Source organism: Gemmata sp. SH-PL17 (assembly GCF_001610855.1).
In the GTDB taxonomy this organism is placed as follows: Bacteria; Planctomycetota; Planctomycetia; order Gemmatales; family Gemmataceae; genus Gemmata; species Gemmata massiliana.
In genome coordinates, this window is record NZ_CP011271.1 from 3746619 (window position 1) to 3761969 (window position 15351).

The window sequence follows — 15351 nt, forward strand, 5'->3', positions numbered from 1 at the left end:
AAACCGTGGCGAGTAGGAAGAAGCAAGTTTCGCGCCTATTCTGGGCTTGGGTTGTTGTGGCAGGCCGTTGAGCGTTACTGGTCGAATCAGCGCGGATCGAAGAGGTGAAGGATTTGCGCGGATTAACGCTGATGAACGCGGATTTGGAAACAAGATTTGAGAGCACTGAAATGTGCGAAAACCTGGGTGCCGGAGCTTTTTTCGATCTGCGTTTATCGGCGTGATCCGCGGCTCCGGTTCTCTTCTGGTTGGATATTTGCGAACAGAAGTGCGCAGACTGAACAGAACGCCTCACCGCTTGCAATCTCCGCGGTGAGGCGCTGCGGTTACGTTATTCGGACTTGGCGGTGTGCCCGAGCAGTTTTCGCCATGCGTCCGCGGTCGGGGCCGTGTCCTTTCCGGTGAGGTCGCGGAGCGCGGTCAGTGCGGCCTTGTGATAGGGCGACAGTACACCGGCTTCCTTCGGCGTGAGTTGGGCGCGATAGGTTTCGGCTTCATCGTCGGTCAGCTTGCGCGCGCGGACGAAGAAATCGAATCGCTGCATCTCCGGCCACGGGTGCGCATCCTTGACCGGTAGCAACGCGGAGAAATCCTGGCGCAAGTAGGTCACGTCGAGACGGATCAGCAGTTCCGGTACGGACTGCCGGTAGCCCTCGGCCGGCGTCGGGAGCGGTTGCCCCTGAATCGCGACCTCGGCCGAGATCGCGTTAGCGTTCGGAGCGCCTGAACCGGTCGGTGCGTGGCACATGAGACAGTTGCGGTGGTGGTTCACCTTCACCATTTCGAGCGCCACTGTACTCGTCTTCCCGCCCATCTCTTTCGTCACCGGCATCCGCGGGTCGGCCGCGTCGAGGACCGCGAGCAAGTTGGGAATGAGATCCGTGCGTTCGAGTTTCGTGATCGCTTCCGCCGCGCGCTTGGCTACCGCGGGCCACGGGTACCGCAGACCCTTCACCAGTACGTCGGTGTAGTCCTTCTCGCGCCGCACCTTGAGAGCCGTAATTGCGGCCGCGCGCACGTCGTCTTCGGCCGAGAACAGAACCATGCGGGCCAGCGCCTTGGACGACTCGATGTGGGACACACCCGCGAGGTACTTCACTAACCCCAAACGGATCTCGGCCGTTTCGGGCGCGAGCATCTGCGTGAGCGCGGCCATGCGTGCGAGCGTGATGTGCTCGGTCGCTTCTTTATCGGCGCGCCCACGTGCGGCGTCCTCTTGGTCGCAGAGCGTGTTGTACTGCTGCCAGAACGATTGTGGTGCCCGAAACGCTTGCTGCGATAGCCCGGATGAATTCGCCACTTGAAGTGCTTGCGCGGGCATGATGCTCGTGTCGATGAAGCCTTGTGCCCCCGCCTGGCCACCAAAGGACCGCACGGTTGTGACTGGGAACTGACCGGAACCGAGCGCCTGGCGCACGGTGTTCACAGCTTGCGTGAAGTATTTGGCGCGCTCACCATCAACACGGCAATCATCACCCATCGCGAACGGCATCCCGGCCAGGTCCGGCCGGCTCTCCAACAGCACGGACATGAACGCATCGGTTTTCTTCGCGTTCATGTGGTTGATCTTGGCCATCTGGTGCGCGGTCCGTTCAACGAGATTCACCTCCGGACCCACCTTTTCCGGCTTCGCCTGGAACTCGACCTCGACTACTTTCTTCAGATCGTCGGTGAGGACCGGGCCGCTAATCGGGGCGACCTTCGGCGCCACCGGGAGCAGATCCTTGACCGGCGTCTTCGGGTCGATCTGGAACACGAACCGTTGGGCAGACGGCATGCTGGGTACGCCGAGCGGGGGAATCGACGGCGGTGTCGGTGTGGGACTGGGGGTGAGCGCGGGTGGTTGATTCGCGGGCACAGGGGGCGTAGGTGCTGGTAGCGGCGTTCCCGGCTCGGCGCTTGGGGGCGCTGGTGAGGAGCCCGGTGGTTGAGCCGCGCTTAAAAGCGCGACTACGAATATTCCGACCACACACTGAATCGACTTCCGACAGCCGGTCATAACGTGCCCCTCCTGGAGTGGTAGATAACCGGCTCCGCTCCCCGATCGGGGCGAAGCGGATACGATGCTACCTCAAATTGAGGTGTGTCCACAAGGCGTCTGAAGGATTTCAAGTAAGATGTGACGAACAAGAGACTTCGATACGTTTGGAATGAAACGGGCGCCGGGGTTCCGTCCGGTCGGTGAGCGCTGTTATCATTGAGGGCCGCGCCACATTGGAGTTGAGATGCGCTTTCGACTCTTCGCCCCGCTCGTCGTTTTGCTGTTGGTGTCGCACCCGGTCCGTGCCGCGGTGGTCGTGATCGGAAACTACACGGACGCGGACATCGCGTTCACTATCGCCGAACCGGACGAAAAAGCCCGGTCCCACAAGGTACTTTCCAACACGGTTGTTCCCGTGTACGTCACCGGTCCGGCCGACATCGTGTTTACTGCGAAGGGGCGCGAGATGAAATTGCGCCTCGACATGTACAACGCTTATCTTTTTCTGCCCGATCCGACAGCAGACTTCCGCCTGGAGGGGCTGGAACTGCCCGGTGACGCCCTGGACCGTGATTCGCGCGCGGAAGTGAACCCGGTCCCGCGCGACCCGCCCGTGAAGGTTCCCGTGACGATGCTCGTGGACGACGTGGACCCGCGTGCGGACGAACTCTGGCAGAAGGAGCTGCGGAAGCGCTTCGACGAAGCCGCGGATGTGATCGAGAAGGCCGCGGGAGTTCGGTTCACGCTGGCGGGGTTCGACACCTGGAAGTCCGACCCGGACGCGAAGAACACGAGCGACTTGCTCGACGGACTCGAGAAAGCGGTGAAGGCGAAAGAAGGAGCGCTCGTTATTGGGTATTCGAGCCGCAAGATCGATGAAAAGGCCGATCCCGCGTTCGGTGCGGGTCGCGGGTTGAACGGGCGGCACGTCCTCATTCGCGAATGGCGCCCGCGGAGTGAACTCGAGCGCGGAGAGGTGTTGGTCCGCTTCCTCGCACAAACACTTGGTGGCGTGAGCTCGCCCGATCCGGGTTCGGCGCTCCGGGAGAAACTCGGCGATCGGTACGCACACCGGCCCGGGGCCGTGGTCCGGCTCGATCCGCTCAACGCGCTCTTGCTCAACTTGTGGGCCGACGAGCGCCGGCGCGAACCCGGGGTCACGTTCGACTCGCTGACCGTCTCGAATCGCGCGCGGATGACGCGGATTTACAAGGCGCTCCTGAAGGCCGCGCCGGGAGATCCACTCGCAATCGCGTACCTCAACGAACTCGACCGCGATGTTGCGAAGAACCCGGACCCACCTTTGAAAAAGCCCGATCCGCCGGCGAAATCGACCAAACGCGATGAGATCGTGCGGAAGGTGGTCAAAGCCGTGACCGCCCGCGCGAAGCTCAACTCCGAGGCCGGAGCGCGTGCGCTCACGGGTGACGAACTCACGGCCGCTTACATCCGCGCGGCAGCGGAAACTGCGGTTCGTTTGCGCGGGCCGGAGATGGTGTCCGCGTTCCTGATCGCGCTCGGTATCGCGCTGGACGAAACCGGTGCTCTTGCTGACGATGCGACAACCGCGGGTGCCGTCAAGGACATCGAAACGCCCGAAGAACGTGTGGAGCGGCTCGCGGTACTGGGGAATCCCACACTCGGTGGGCGCCGCGACCTGTGCCGCCGGTTCTTTATCGGTTGCGCGATTGGTGAACTGCTCCAAGACGCAGCCGAAGACGCCGCGATCGGTCGGGCTCTGCTCGATCTTCACAAGCCGGCGAATTTGTGTGTGCCCGTGCTTGCGGCCGAGTTCGCCGGAATCACGTTTGGTCGGACCATGCAGCAGGACGTGGAACTACTTCACGACACACACCGCAAATTCACGGCAACCGACTACCTGCCGCCCATGAAGGGGCTGCGCGATTGTCTTTCGGTGGAGAAATTTGGGGAGCTGTATGGCGACTCCAGCGACGCACGATTCCTTGTCGTGCTCACTGACATCCGCAAGCGCCTCAAAGAGATGAGGGCATACAAGTGAGTTGCGTCTGCCGCTTCGTGCGGTCGTAGTACGCGGCTACAAAGTACCTCATTGTCTGATCCGCGCTATCGGCGTTATCCGCGGTTCTTTTTTCTGCTTCTACGCTACGACGATCCGAAACCGAACCCACCAACGCAAACGCCCGCGGTCCCAGAAAGGGTCGCGGGCGTCGACGTTTACTGAAATGGCTCACATTTCGCGGTCAGTCCAATTTCAGTTCGAGCGGTGTCGTTGGTGAGACCACCTCGGCCGTGACCCCGGACGTCAGCGGGTCCGCGTACTTCTGGGGGATCTTGAACCACTGGCCCTTCGGGGGCTTCGGCGGGGCCTCGACTCCCGATTCTTTCCGCGCCTGCTCCATCTGGAGCTTGACCGATTGCGGGACCGGTAGCTCGTAGTACGGGTCCGGACTGTAGACGCCGACCCGCGCCGGTCCCACCGGAACGCGCGGAACGGTGAACGTCCCGTCCGGTTGGATGTGGCCGTAATACGTCATCTGGTCCGCCCCGATGACGCTCACGGTGCCGTACACGACCGGGCGCCCGTGGTACGAAACCGACCCGCTCACGTCCGCGTGCGACTTCCCGCACCCCGTGACCGCGAACACCGCGACGAGTACGACCCAGCCCGCACGCGCGGCGGCGAACCGGCGCGCTCTTCCAGGTTGGTGTGCAAGTGTGTTCATTCGGGGACCACCTCGCTGCCGGCGATGGTGACCATCGCGGGGAGCACGCCGGTGCCCGCGGTGTACGCGAACAGACGCACGCTGCCGTCGGCCAGGAGCCAGTTCCCGCCGGCCGTGTGCGGGCTGTTGTACCGGTCCTGGCTGCACGAATCGGACGCCACGAACGGCGCGTAGCGCCCGGGCAGCGCCCCCGGGCACGCCGTCAGGGTGATCGCCCCGTTCGGGCCGACGCCGCCGAACGAGTTCTGGTTGGGGAACGCGAGCAGGGTGTGGTAGTCGGCCCCGGCCCAGGTGGTTCCGCGCAGCGTCACGTGGCGCTCGCCGACCGCGACCGTGTTACTCAGCCCGTCCGTGATGCTCGTCATTTGCACGCGCGGGCGCACGCTCGTGTCCGGGCCGAACGGGGTCTTTACCGGGAACATGCCGTTGCTCGCGTTCATCCCGAGCGGCCCCGTCGCCGGGTCGGTGTTCTCGTTGCTCCCGGTGACGCCCGCGTAACTGGCCCACGCGGGGAGCGGTGTCGGGTTGGCCCCGGCGGTCGGTGCAACGGCCGACGGGCACACGTAGACCGAGACCGATACGGCGCTCATCGCGGAGAACCCGGTCGCGACGTCCCCCGCCGACTTGCCGGCAGTCAGGCGCTGCACGGCGTCCTGCTCGACGTAGGGCAGCACGCGCATCATCCAGCCGCCGATTTCTTCCGGCGAGATCGCGGCCGAGCTCCCGGGTTGGTACGCCAGGAACGCGGGCATCTGCGCCCCGCCCAGGCTCGCGCTCAGGCTCGCGGGGAAGACCGGGCGGCCCGTGGGGAACCGCTGGTTCGCGTCGTGGTAGTTGTGAAGCGCCAGACCGATTTGCTTGAGGTTGTTCTGGCACTTGAGGCGCGCCGCGGCCTCGCGCACCTTTTGCACCGCGGGCAGGAGCAACCCGATCAGGATCGCGATAATGGCGATCACCACCAATAATTCAATGAGCGTGAACGCGGTTCGGCGGCCGATCGAACGGGGGACAATGGGCATAACTCGGTTCTCCACAAGGCAGTACGAGTGGACCCGGGTCGCGCTCCGGTTCGCGGGCACGAGCGGGGGATAAGTAAGCGGCCACGGCCGGGCCGTCAGCGGCGGAGCGAGCGGTGCCACTCTTCACCGAGCTCGCGGAGAGATTTCCCGGTCAGTGACACCCACAGGTCGTCCGTGTAGCGCCCCTCGCGGAGGGCCGCGTTCAGTCGGCGGACAAAAGTGGGGTCGTAGGAATCAACGAGGTAGGCCAGGAACGCGGCGGTCTCTTTCGAGTCGCCGTCGTATCGGGCGGTACCCGGATCGGGCGGTCCGATCGCACCCGGTTCAAATTTGAAGAACCGAATGTAATCCGCGACGCCCTGCACGAGCCAGTCCGGGGTCGCGCGCCCGTGGTACGCCTGGACGATGTACGAGGCCGCGTGGACCACGGCCCCGACGTCGTGCGGGTTCGCATCAAAGTACCCCGCGGAGACGATCAACCGACCGCGCGACGCGGCCACCAGCGCCGCCGGGTCGCGGCGCACGATGAACGGGATCAGCGTCGGCGGGCGGAACCCGTCGGCCGCGAGTTCGTCGACGATCGCCGGGTAGAACCGCTCGCACACCCGCGTCGTGCGCTCGGCCCACTGCGCCATTTCCGGGGCCGCGCTCGTGTCCACCGCGAACTCGATCGGGTACCGGAACCGGCCCAGTGCCGGTTCGGAATCGATCGCGATTTCGCTAATCATGAGCGGGTGCTGCTGGGCGACCGGGCGCACCCGGACCGCGATCACCTTTCGCCCACCCGCGTCCCCGCGCGCCGTTCCGCCGGCAAATTGGGCGAGCGGCTCGAAAACCGCGCCGTCCGCGGACGCTTCCAATCGCCCACCCGCCAGCGCCCACCCGCCGTTCCCGCCGCCGGTGCGCACGTCAACGCTCCGTACCGCGACCGCGCGGTCGAACACGAGCGTGAAGTGGTCCGCCGGGCCGGGATTCGTGGCCGACGCGAACGCCGTTGTGGGGTCGCCGTCGAACACGAACTGGCGGATCTGCCCGGCGTTCGTTCGGAGGCTCGTCTCGACAGTTACCGGGATCGAGGGCTTGGCCGGTTTAGAGGCGGCGGTTGCGGCTGCTTCGCCCGGTGCGCGAACGTCTTCGTTGGCCGGTTTTCCGCCGATCGCGTTCCACTTCTCCGAGACAACCGCGATCGCGCACAAGCCACCCAAGACGAACAGCCCGATCGCAATTTTCACTTTGGCCGAAACGGTCGCGACCAATCGGCGCATCAACGAGACGGCCGCGGGCGAAACGAGCCCCGGAGTAAGAGGCGCGCCCGCGTTGTATAACACGGCGGCCCGTGTCGTCATGGTGGCGAGTTCCGCGGGGACGCTCGCCGCGGCGATTCCGCCCGTCAGGAGCGTGGTCAGCCCCGCAACCGAGAGCGCGATTCCGCGCCGCGCGAGCCGAGCCTGGAGCAGTTCGCGCCCCTGGCGGAGCCGCCGTTTCAGTGTGCTGGGCGAGCACCCGAGGTGGTCGGCGGCTTCGTCGCCACTCATTCCTTCCAGGCAGCACAGTAATAGCGGTGCGCGGCACTCCTCGGGCAGCCCGGCCATTTCGTCGTCGAGGATGGTCAGTAGTTCGCGGCTGCTCACTTCGGTGAGGGCGTCGCTGCTCTCGCGTGCCGGTCGGCGCGCCTCACGCACCTGGCGCCGCGCGTGCCTCCGGCGCACGTCCCGGGCGAGTCGGTTGGCTGCTTCGTGGAGCCAAGTGCCGACCGATTCGCGCCAGGTCACGGTTCCGGCTTTGCGCGCGAGCACGAGGAACGTCGCCTGGAACACGTCCTCGGCGTCTTCTGTGCGATCGAGCACGCGGCGGCACGCGCGCAGAACCATCGGGCCGTGGCGCTGGAGCACCGCGGCGAACGCGGCCTCGTCGTTGCGGGCCTGGAACCGCAGGAGCAGTTCGCGGTCGGACAGTTTGCTGTCGGCCGTCGGCACCTCGGGTTCGTTGAGTCGATTGACCGACATCAGCAGTCTCGTTTGTGGCGGGAGAGACACCTGAATGAACACCGATCCCGACACGCGGAGCCGCAATGTGGTCGCCCAAAACAGTCGACCACCTAATGAATGGTCGGCGGCGGGAAATTGGGTCAAAATTCTCGCGATTTACTCGTGAGAATTACAGCTTTTGGGGATAAGTCTTTGAGAGATAGAGGTTTAAGCGAAGTCGCGATTCCGGTTTCGAGAGGACAGAAGTGATACCCGTAACGTTGGATACCACCTCTGCAACCGGACCTTAACTGAACTGCGTTCCGAAAAGCCACCCACTGGTTGCCCCTCAACAATGAATTAGAGGGCAACCAGCGGGCGATTGATGTTACCTGTGCGCGAACGCAGATTCGATCGCGTGGCGGTCGAACCCTTCGGGGATGCGGTTATCGGCCGCGTACTGATACAGCGCGGCGAGGAAGATTGTGTGCAGCGCCGAGCTGACCGCCATGTGCAGCAGGAACGCGATCCCGGCGGCCACCAGCATCGCGGCCCCCGGTACGGTCGAGCCTTGAATCAAGAGCAAAATCCCGGCCACGAACAGCAGGATCACCGGCAGGAAGAGCAGGAACAGGATGAAGTTCAGACCCATGTTGCCGACGATCGCCTCGCCCCACGTTTTGCGCAGGAGCGACATCGAGCGGCCCACCGCGGCGACCGGCCCGGTCTTTTCCACTACCAGTACCGGCACGACGAAGAATGTCATGATCGACCACGCGCTGCCCAGCAGCCACGCGACGATCTCGCCGGCCTTCTCGTACGCGTTCTCGATCACCTTCAGCAGCACGCCAACGGTGGCCGACACCACCGCCCATGCGAAAATTTGCGGGAGCCGGGCGAACGCCATGCGGAACCCGTCGCTGAGGCTCGGGGTTTCGCCGTTGAACCGGAGCATCGCGCAACTGATGAGGGCCGAGTTGCAGAAGATGATGACGAAGTACGTGCAGAAGTAAAACGCGAACGAGACCGCGTACACCCAGACCGGCGGCCGGTTGTTGTTCTTCTGGAGCTGCGCCTGGAATTGATTCCAATCGACCAGCGTGGCCAGCGGCACCGCGAAGCTGAGCATCACGAGCAGGAACAGGAACCCGCTCACGAGCGGGAACAGCAGCAGGTGCTTGTCCCGCACGAGGACGCGCCAGGTGCTCCCGGCGAGGGAAAAACCGTTCGAGATGCGATCGAACATGGACGACTCCGTTATTGACACGTGAACAGCGATCCGAGTTTACCACAAGAGCACGGGGCCGCCACCGCGGAGGTGCGCCTTTCGGAGCTATTCGTTGCTCAGCCGTCGGGATCGGCCAGAATTTCTCGCAATCTTTCGGCCAGCGGTTCCGGGAACCGTTCCGGCCACGTGCTGTCGAGTACGCCGACACGTGTCATGTCTTGGAGGTGAACCCGATCGATCGTTCGCCAGGCGCTCAATTTCATTCGGATCAAGCGGGATAACGTGACGATCCGATAAGGCCGCACCAATAGTGCGTCGGTTACGGGTGGTAGCGGCTCGGAAGTTAGGGACAGAGTATCCCCCGCGAACCACAGCCGAACCGCTTGACGTACCTTGCCGTCAGCTCCGTCCAAGAACACGGCCGGTCGGAAGATTGGTGTCGCGAAAACGAATCCGACCCGCTCCAGAGCGGGCCGTGCTACATTCCAATCTTCACGATCGAGCAGGATATCAACGTTCGGCGTGTTCCGTATCGATCCTTCGTCTTTTAGGCCGACCCAATATGCAACCGCATTTGCCCCGATCACGGCGTGATTGAGATGCGCGCCTTCGAGTGCCGAAGTGGATCGCATCAGTCGCTCGCGCACCCGCTCCACGGCTTGGAACATTACTTCCAGTGAAGCGAGCCGTAGTTCGGGTGCACAGTCCATTGCAGTAGTTGCCAAGGCGATTGAGTGGCGCATGGGGTTCCGTGACAATGGGTTGTACCACCAATCCACGGTTCGGAGCCCCCATGCGCCGCTGTCAATGTAACCCGCAAACGGTTCTGAGCCAACACGCTTGGGCCGAGGTTCTGGCCCAGATCCTGCACCTGCGCGACGGGACCGGGGTGACCCGTGTGGCCCTGGCCCGGTGCCTGTTGGCCGCGTCCGCGCTGGGTGTGGCCGTGTCCGCGGTCGCCCGGCGCGTCGCGCGGGTCGGGCGCGAAACCGTGCGCGCGGCACTCGGCGCGGACCGCCCCGCGGACCAACCACCCCTCGAGGGGTGGTTGGTCCGCGGGGCTGCGCGGGCACATCCCCCGGGCGTTCCGCAAGCACCCCAGTAGTTTCAATGCATTGGAGCGGCTGTAAGTATTTTGTGGGTCAGGGTGATACATCGCGTGCGTGGGTACCGTGAGCGGATGCGTTGTGTGAGCCAGTCGAGCATCTCGACCAACGGGAGTTCGTGCACCCACGCCTTCGGGTTCCGGTTCCGGGCGCGAGCGATCCGGAGGGTCAAGCACACCCACACTTGTCGCAACACCAGCGCCACCCCTTCCAAGAGCAACCGGTATTCGGGGCTGGTACTGGTGGTCCACCCGCGGGCCTGGTTCTTCTGCCGGTAACTGGTCTCGATCCCGAACCGCTCCCGGTACCGGCGCCGTCCCAGCCACGCGCGCGTGGCCTCGGACACCGCCCCCGCATCGCCCCAACCCGAGAACGCGTACACCCGCGCGTGCGATTCACCCGGGCGGCGCCACACGAGTACCCGGGTGGACACGGACCGGCGCGTCTTCTCGGTCACCCATTCCATCGTGGCGATCGTACCCGACGGTTGCGCGTCGCACGCGTTGCGCCGGTTCGTGCCGGAACCCTTCTTGCGCATCGGGACCGCGTAGCTGAGGTTCCGTTCCTGCAACAGTAGCAGCGTCTCCCCACTATCGAACCCGGCGTCCAGAACCACCCCACCAACGGTCAGCCCGCGCGCGGCCACGTGGTCCAGAAGGGTGTGCACCTGCTGGTGCGGCTTGGTCCCCTTGTGGACCGCCAGCAATCCGACCGTGTACCGCCGGTGCTTGTGGATCAGGACTGCGGTGGCGTAGGCGTGGAAGAATGAGGTGCCGGCCTTCTTGGGTCCGCCGATGATGCCCGGAGTAGCGCGGTCCCCGTAGAACGGGACGTAGTGCACGTCGATGGCGCACGTCCACCGGCGCCTCCGGTCCCGGCGCGTGAACCGGGCCACGTCGTGAAGGGCGTTGACCAACCGGGCCGTGAGTTGGTCCCCGGAGCCCAAGTTGGCACGAACCGCTTGTCGTGCGGCCTCGTGCGAGAACTGGAAGTACCGGGTCGCCACGGCGAACAGGGTTCGTGTGGTGCTCGCGACCCGCAGTACCAGGTCGAGCAACTGGGCGCCGGTGACGGACCGCTTGTAGTCGGTCCAACCGAGGGTCCGTTCCAAGGCCCGGCGCGTCAGGGCGTGGACCACCGCCGGGGTGATCGTAGAGTAACCACGTCGCATGGGAGGTTCCCGTTCAAGTGCCTGAGAACCTTGAACTTAGGAACTCCCATGCGGCACTGCCAAATCTCTTGAAACTACTGACCCGATCCCGATCGCCATCGACACCCATCAGAGGCCGTTCTACGGGGACCGGGGCGCCACACCCGGAGTCGTCGGGGGCCAGTTCAAGAACGGGACCGCGTGGTTCTGGACCTACGCCACGCCCGTGTCCCTGGTCCCCGGGCGGCGCCACACCCGGGTCCGGACCGCGGTGCGCCCCAAGGATACCCCGGACGCGATCGTCGCGCGCCTGTTGGCCCAGATCGGCTGGGCCCGGGTGCGCATCCGGTACGTGCTGTTGGACCGCGCGTTCTACTCGGCGTCCGTGGTCCGCGCCCTGACCCAGCGGAACGTGCGGTTCGTGATCCCGATGGTGCGCCGGGGGCACGCAGTCGAGCGCTTCTTCGCCCGGGGCACGCGCGGGTGGTTCGAGCACACGATCCGGTGCCGCCGGTCCCGGGACGGCTCGGCCCCAGTGCGCGTGGCCGTGGTCCCGGGTCGCTCCTGGCACCGGCCCCTGGTGTTCGCGTGCTCCCCCGGGTTCGAGCGCCTGCCCCAAGTGATCCTGGACTACCGGACCCGGTTCGGGATCGAGACCAGCTACCGTCAGTTGGGCGAGTGCCTGGCTCGGACCACGTGCGCCGACCCCGTGTACCGATTGCTCCTGGTCGGGGTGAGCCTGTTGATCCGGGCCTGGTGGATCGCGGCCCGCGGTGTCACCCTGGGGGAGATCCGCTGGAACCTAATCCTGATCCTCACACCCGTTCCCATCGACACACACCAACCCGCAGGGCGTGCGCACTTTATTGTGCCGTGATTCCTTGGATAACTTGCAATAGGTAGTTGTCGTCCCACCCGGCTTTCATGCGCCGGGTCTTGATGCTGCCCTTGGTCTTGGCACGCTTCAGGAGCGACACGGCCACGCGCCTCAACATCCCCAAGTTCGCGGCCGCGTGTCCCGTTCGGGCGCGGCTATCATCCTCTCGGAACGCCACATCCAATACCCAATGCAACCCGTTCTCGATGCCCCAGTGGTTGCGGATGTAACCCGCCAACTGCCCCGCACCCACCTTCAGACTGGTAATGTAATAATGCCCGGTGCCTTCGTTCTTCTGACCCTTCACCCGGCGCTCCCGGCACACCAGCGCCACCGCACTCACACCCGACCAACCGTCCGGTAAGCCCTCGGGGTCGTGAACCACGGTCACATACCGCTCCTCCGCGCGCCCGTGTCCCGCACCGACCTCGCCCGCCATGTCGCACCCGGCGAACTCGTCATCCCCGGCGCGGTCGAACACGTCGGCCACGGCGTCGCGCAACCCCTTCTGGTTCCCCTTCACGCACACCACGTACTCACCGCCCTGCTTGCGGATTTGCTCGATTGTCGCCTTCTGGCACCCGGCCGCGTCCAGTGTCACCACCGCGCCGTTGAGATCCAGGGCCCCCAGCAGGTCGGGCACCGTGGTGATCTCATGTCCGCCCTCGGGCACCGACCGCTGGCCCAGGATCAGGCGGCTCTCGGTCGCCCATGCGCTAACCAAGTGCAGGCACCCGGTGAACGTGTCCTGGGCCGACGCCCGCGCGCTCTTGCCATCGACCGCGATGTGGGTCAGCCCGGTCGAGTCGCACAGCTCCGACATCCAGCGCCCGAACCGGTCCGCGAACGCATCGGGATCGAGTTTGGCGAACACGCGCTCGAACGTGTCGTGGCTCGGAACCCCGTGGGGTAGCGCCTGGAACCGCCGAAAGAAGTCCTCCTTACTCTGGCCGTACTCGGCGATCTCCTCCCACCCGTCGGCCCCGGCGATCACCGCGCACGTGGCGATCACCAAGATGTCGGTGAGCTTGTGGAGCTTGTTGGCGGTTTCGATCCGAGGGTCGGGTACGTCCGCGAACACCGTGGTCAGTGCAAGGGGCATCGGGCATCCTCCTGATACCCTCGGTGTAGACGTAAACGCCTATATCGTCAGCAGTTCATAGTGCGCACGCCCTGCACCAACCCGAGACACAAACTCAACCACCGACACGACCACCGACGACTGCGTAAGCATGGCAACTACTGCTCTGGCCTGTGGAGGCACTTACACAGGCCAGAGGCCTATGCCACCAAACAAAAGACCAAACGCAGCGCGTCCGCACGTTTTCGCCCCGGAGGGGACGACTTCCGTAGCGCGGGGGCTCCCACCCCCGTGATTCAAATTGTGCTCACCGTTCCGCGCTGGGCGCGCTCGGGGTGCGGGTTAATTGCGTACCGGCGCGCTGGACCATTGTCTCGCTGTCGGCCGTTCCGGGCGGACTCGCGCGCCACGCGGTGCCCGCGAGGATCTGCCGGCGCCCCTCCTCGAACATCCGCGTCATCTCGGACGGGTTGAACTCGGTGCTCGACGAGGACGCGGGGAACTCGGCGGGGATGGCTGCCAGGTGGTAGTTCATCCCGGATATCATTGCCGTCATGTACAGTTTGGTCAGTTCGGCCCGCGTTTCGGCGTAGATCAGGGTGGACACGCTCCCGGCCGCGACCTTTAGCACACGCGGTTGAACCACTTCCGCGTCGGCGAACAGTTTCCCGGCCACGATCACGTACATATCAGACCCGTAGAGGAACTCGGCCGGGGGGCGAAGTCGCAGGTCTCGCGGCACTTGCGGCGGGCGGAAGAACACGTTCTGTGTTACCCCGCCGTCTACGTGGCGCTCGGTCAGGCGCTGGCCGTCCACATCTACCGGAACTTCGACCGGCGGAAAGAACGCGGGAATCGCGGCCGACGCGAGTAGGAGTTTGGCGATCAGTTCCCGGCTCCCCGGTTCTCCTCGCGCGGCGATGGCCCCCAGATCCCAAACCACGGGCCTGCGCCCCTCAAGATCGGTCGTGCCGATGTAGAGCCGGCGCCCCTTTTGGTGCTCGCTCGCCAGTCGCGCCACAGTTTCCGGAGTGAACACGCGGTCGATTTGCCGGGCCAGCGGCGCGTTATCGGCGAGGGCGTCGGACCAGAGCGTTCGTACTCCGCGGCGGCGGGTGTAGATGTCCTCGGTACGGAGGCTCGTGTACACGCGCCGCATTTCGGTGTCGTAGTCCGGACCCAGGAACGCCAGGACCGCGACCAGCGCGCCGGTGCTCACGCCCGTCACCGCATCGAACGCGGGGCGCGTGCCGGCCTCGCTCCATCCGACCAGTAATCCCGCTTGATACGCTCCGAACGCCCCGCCACCGGACAGGGCCAGGCAGGTCTTGCGAGTTGGTAACGTGGCCGGACGCTGGGCCACACGGATGCGCTCGCCCACGCGGAACATGTCGCGGTCCACGGGCAGGGAAGGGCTGTCACCGTACCCGTTGGGGTCGATCAGTTCGGCCGGCGGGATTCCGACGCTCGTGGGTGTGGGACCACCGGACGGGGACTGGCAACCGATCAGGGCAAAAACGAGTGGAAGCGCCACAACCGTGGCTCGAACTGAAGGCGACATTGCACTCACTTCACGGGGCTGTGGTCGACGCGGCAGTTCGATGGGAGCGATCGACCGGCCCGTAGATCTACCTATCGGCTCGTTCGTGTTTTCTCTTTACACCGATTTTTCCACTTGTTTCGACGGGTAGATCGCGACGTGTTGGACTTCATTGTTCCGGCCGCATGTTCTAATCTGTTTACGAGCCGCGACCGCGAGGGAGCGGGTTCCTTTACCAGGCGCTCCCATGCTTCAGATCACCGAAACTATTGCGATCGCGGACGACGACTTGGAGTGGAGCTTCGCGCGCGCCGGCGGACCGGGCGGGCAGAACGTGAACAAGGTGGCATCCAAGGCGGTGCTGCGGTGGCTGGCCGCGGCCACGACGGTCGCGGTTCCGCCGCCGGCGCTCGCGCGCATGAAGGCGATGTTTCCGAGCCGGTTCACGACCGAGGGCGACGTGGTCCTTCAGTCGCAGAAGTACCGTGACCAGGAGCGGAACAAGGAAGACTGCCTGCTGAAACTAACAGAAATGGTGCGCGCCGCGCTGGTGGAACCGGTCGTGCGCAAGAAGACGAAGGTCTCGAAGGGCGCGAAGAAGCGCCGGGTGGCCGACAAGCGCCGGAACTCGGACAAGAAACAGTCGCGCCGCGTGAGCGGGGGCGACGATTGAATGCGGCCGTAACCTCCGAGGACG

13 protein-coding genes are annotated in these 15351 nt (G+C 64.9%); 4 read left to right on the forward strand and 9 right to left on the reverse strand.

Annotated features, from left to right (window positions below):
• Positions 1-331 precede the first annotated feature (331 nt).
• A complete protein-coding gene (locus VT84_RS15625; protein WP_082840194.1) occupies positions 332-1777 on the reverse strand; it encodes a HEAT repeat domain-containing protein in 1446 nt (481 codons plus the stop codon).
• A gap of 448 nt (positions 1778-2225) precedes the next feature.
• On the opposite strand from VT84_RS15625, the gene VT84_RS15630 reads away from it, so the two are divergent.
• Positions 2226-4001: a hypothetical protein gene (locus VT84_RS15630; protein ID WP_082840195.1), complete on the forward strand. Its 1776-nt coding sequence runs from the start codon at positions 2226-2228 to the stop codon at positions 3999-4001.
• Between the two features lie 202 nt (positions 4002-4203).
• Here the strand turns inward: VT84_RS15630 and VT84_RS15635 are convergent, their stop codons facing one another.
• The 5 genes from VT84_RS15635 to VT84_RS15655 form a co-directional block, all read right to left on the reverse strand.
• Positions 4204-4686 (reverse strand): hypothetical protein, encoded by a 483-nt coding sequence (locus tag VT84_RS15635; protein ID WP_052557537.1) that lies wholly within the window; start codon positions 4684-4686, stop codon positions 4204-4206.
• Positions 4683-5705 (reverse strand): DUF1559 domain-containing protein, encoded by a 1023-nt coding sequence (locus VT84_RS15640; RefSeq protein ID WP_157469527.1) that lies wholly within the window; start codon positions 5703-5705, stop codon positions 4683-4685. The genes VT84_RS15635 and VT84_RS15640 overlap by 4 nt, the downstream gene beginning before the upstream one ends.
• A gap of 95 nt (positions 5706-5800) precedes the next feature.
• A complete protein-coding gene (locus VT84_RS15645) occupies positions 5801-7711 on the reverse strand; it encodes a sigma-70 family RNA polymerase sigma factor (protein ID WP_052557541.1) in 1911 nt (636 codons plus the stop codon).
• 349 nt (positions 7712-8060) lie between these two features.
• Complete coding sequence (locus VT84_RS15650; RefSeq protein WP_082840196.1) at positions 8061-8918, reverse strand: DUF6159 family protein; 858 nt, start codon at positions 8916-8918, stop codon at positions 8061-8063.
• Positions 8919-9016: 98 nt separating this feature from the next.
• The gene (locus tag VT84_RS15655) at positions 9017-9547 is read right to left on the reverse strand and encodes a hypothetical protein (protein WP_157469528.1); all 531 of its coding nucleotides are present in this window, start codon (positions 9545-9547) and stop codon (positions 9017-9019) included.
• Between the two features lie 146 nt (positions 9548-9693).
• On the opposite strand from VT84_RS15655, the gene VT84_RS15660 reads away from it, so the two are divergent.
• Positions 9694-10005: a hypothetical protein gene (locus VT84_RS15660; RefSeq protein ID WP_082840197.1), complete on the forward strand. Its 312-nt coding sequence runs from the start codon at positions 9694-9696 to the stop codon at positions 10003-10005.
• 2 nt (positions 10006-10007) lie between these two features.
• On the opposite strand, the gene VT84_RS40840 is transcribed toward VT84_RS15660, so the two are convergent.
• A complete protein-coding gene (locus VT84_RS40840) occupies positions 10008-11177 on the reverse strand; it encodes a transposase (RefSeq protein WP_239465852.1) in 1170 nt (389 codons plus the stop codon).
• 205 nt (positions 11178-11382) lie between these two features.
• On the opposite strand from VT84_RS40840, the gene VT84_RS40845 reads away from it, so the two are divergent.
• On the forward strand, positions 11383-12033 hold the full coding sequence (locus tag VT84_RS40845) for a hypothetical protein (protein ID WP_239465853.1): 651 nt from the start codon (positions 11383-11385) through the stop codon (positions 12031-12033).
• Here VT84_RS40845 and VT84_RS15680 read toward each other — a convergent pair.
• Positions 12020-13135, reverse strand: coding sequence for an ISAs1 family transposase (locus tag VT84_RS15680; protein ID WP_082840198.1), 1116 nt, complete (start codon positions 13133-13135; stop codon positions 12020-12022). The two genes, VT84_RS40845 and VT84_RS15680, sit on opposite strands and share 14 nt — an antisense overlap.
• A gap of 286 nt (positions 13136-13421) precedes the next feature.
• The gene (locus tag VT84_RS15685) at positions 13422-14648 is read right to left on the reverse strand and encodes a patatin-like phospholipase family protein (RefSeq protein WP_162271720.1); all 1227 of its coding nucleotides are present in this window, start codon (positions 14646-14648) and stop codon (positions 13422-13424) included.
• 253 nt (positions 14649-14901) lie between these two features.
• Between VT84_RS15685 and arfB the strand changes: the two genes are divergently transcribed.
• Complete coding sequence (gene arfB, locus VT84_RS15690; protein WP_082840200.1) at positions 14902-15327, forward strand: alternative ribosome rescue aminoacyl-tRNA hydrolase ArfB; 426 nt, start codon at positions 14902-14904, stop codon at positions 15325-15327.
• Positions 15328-15351: the final 24 nt, after the last annotated feature.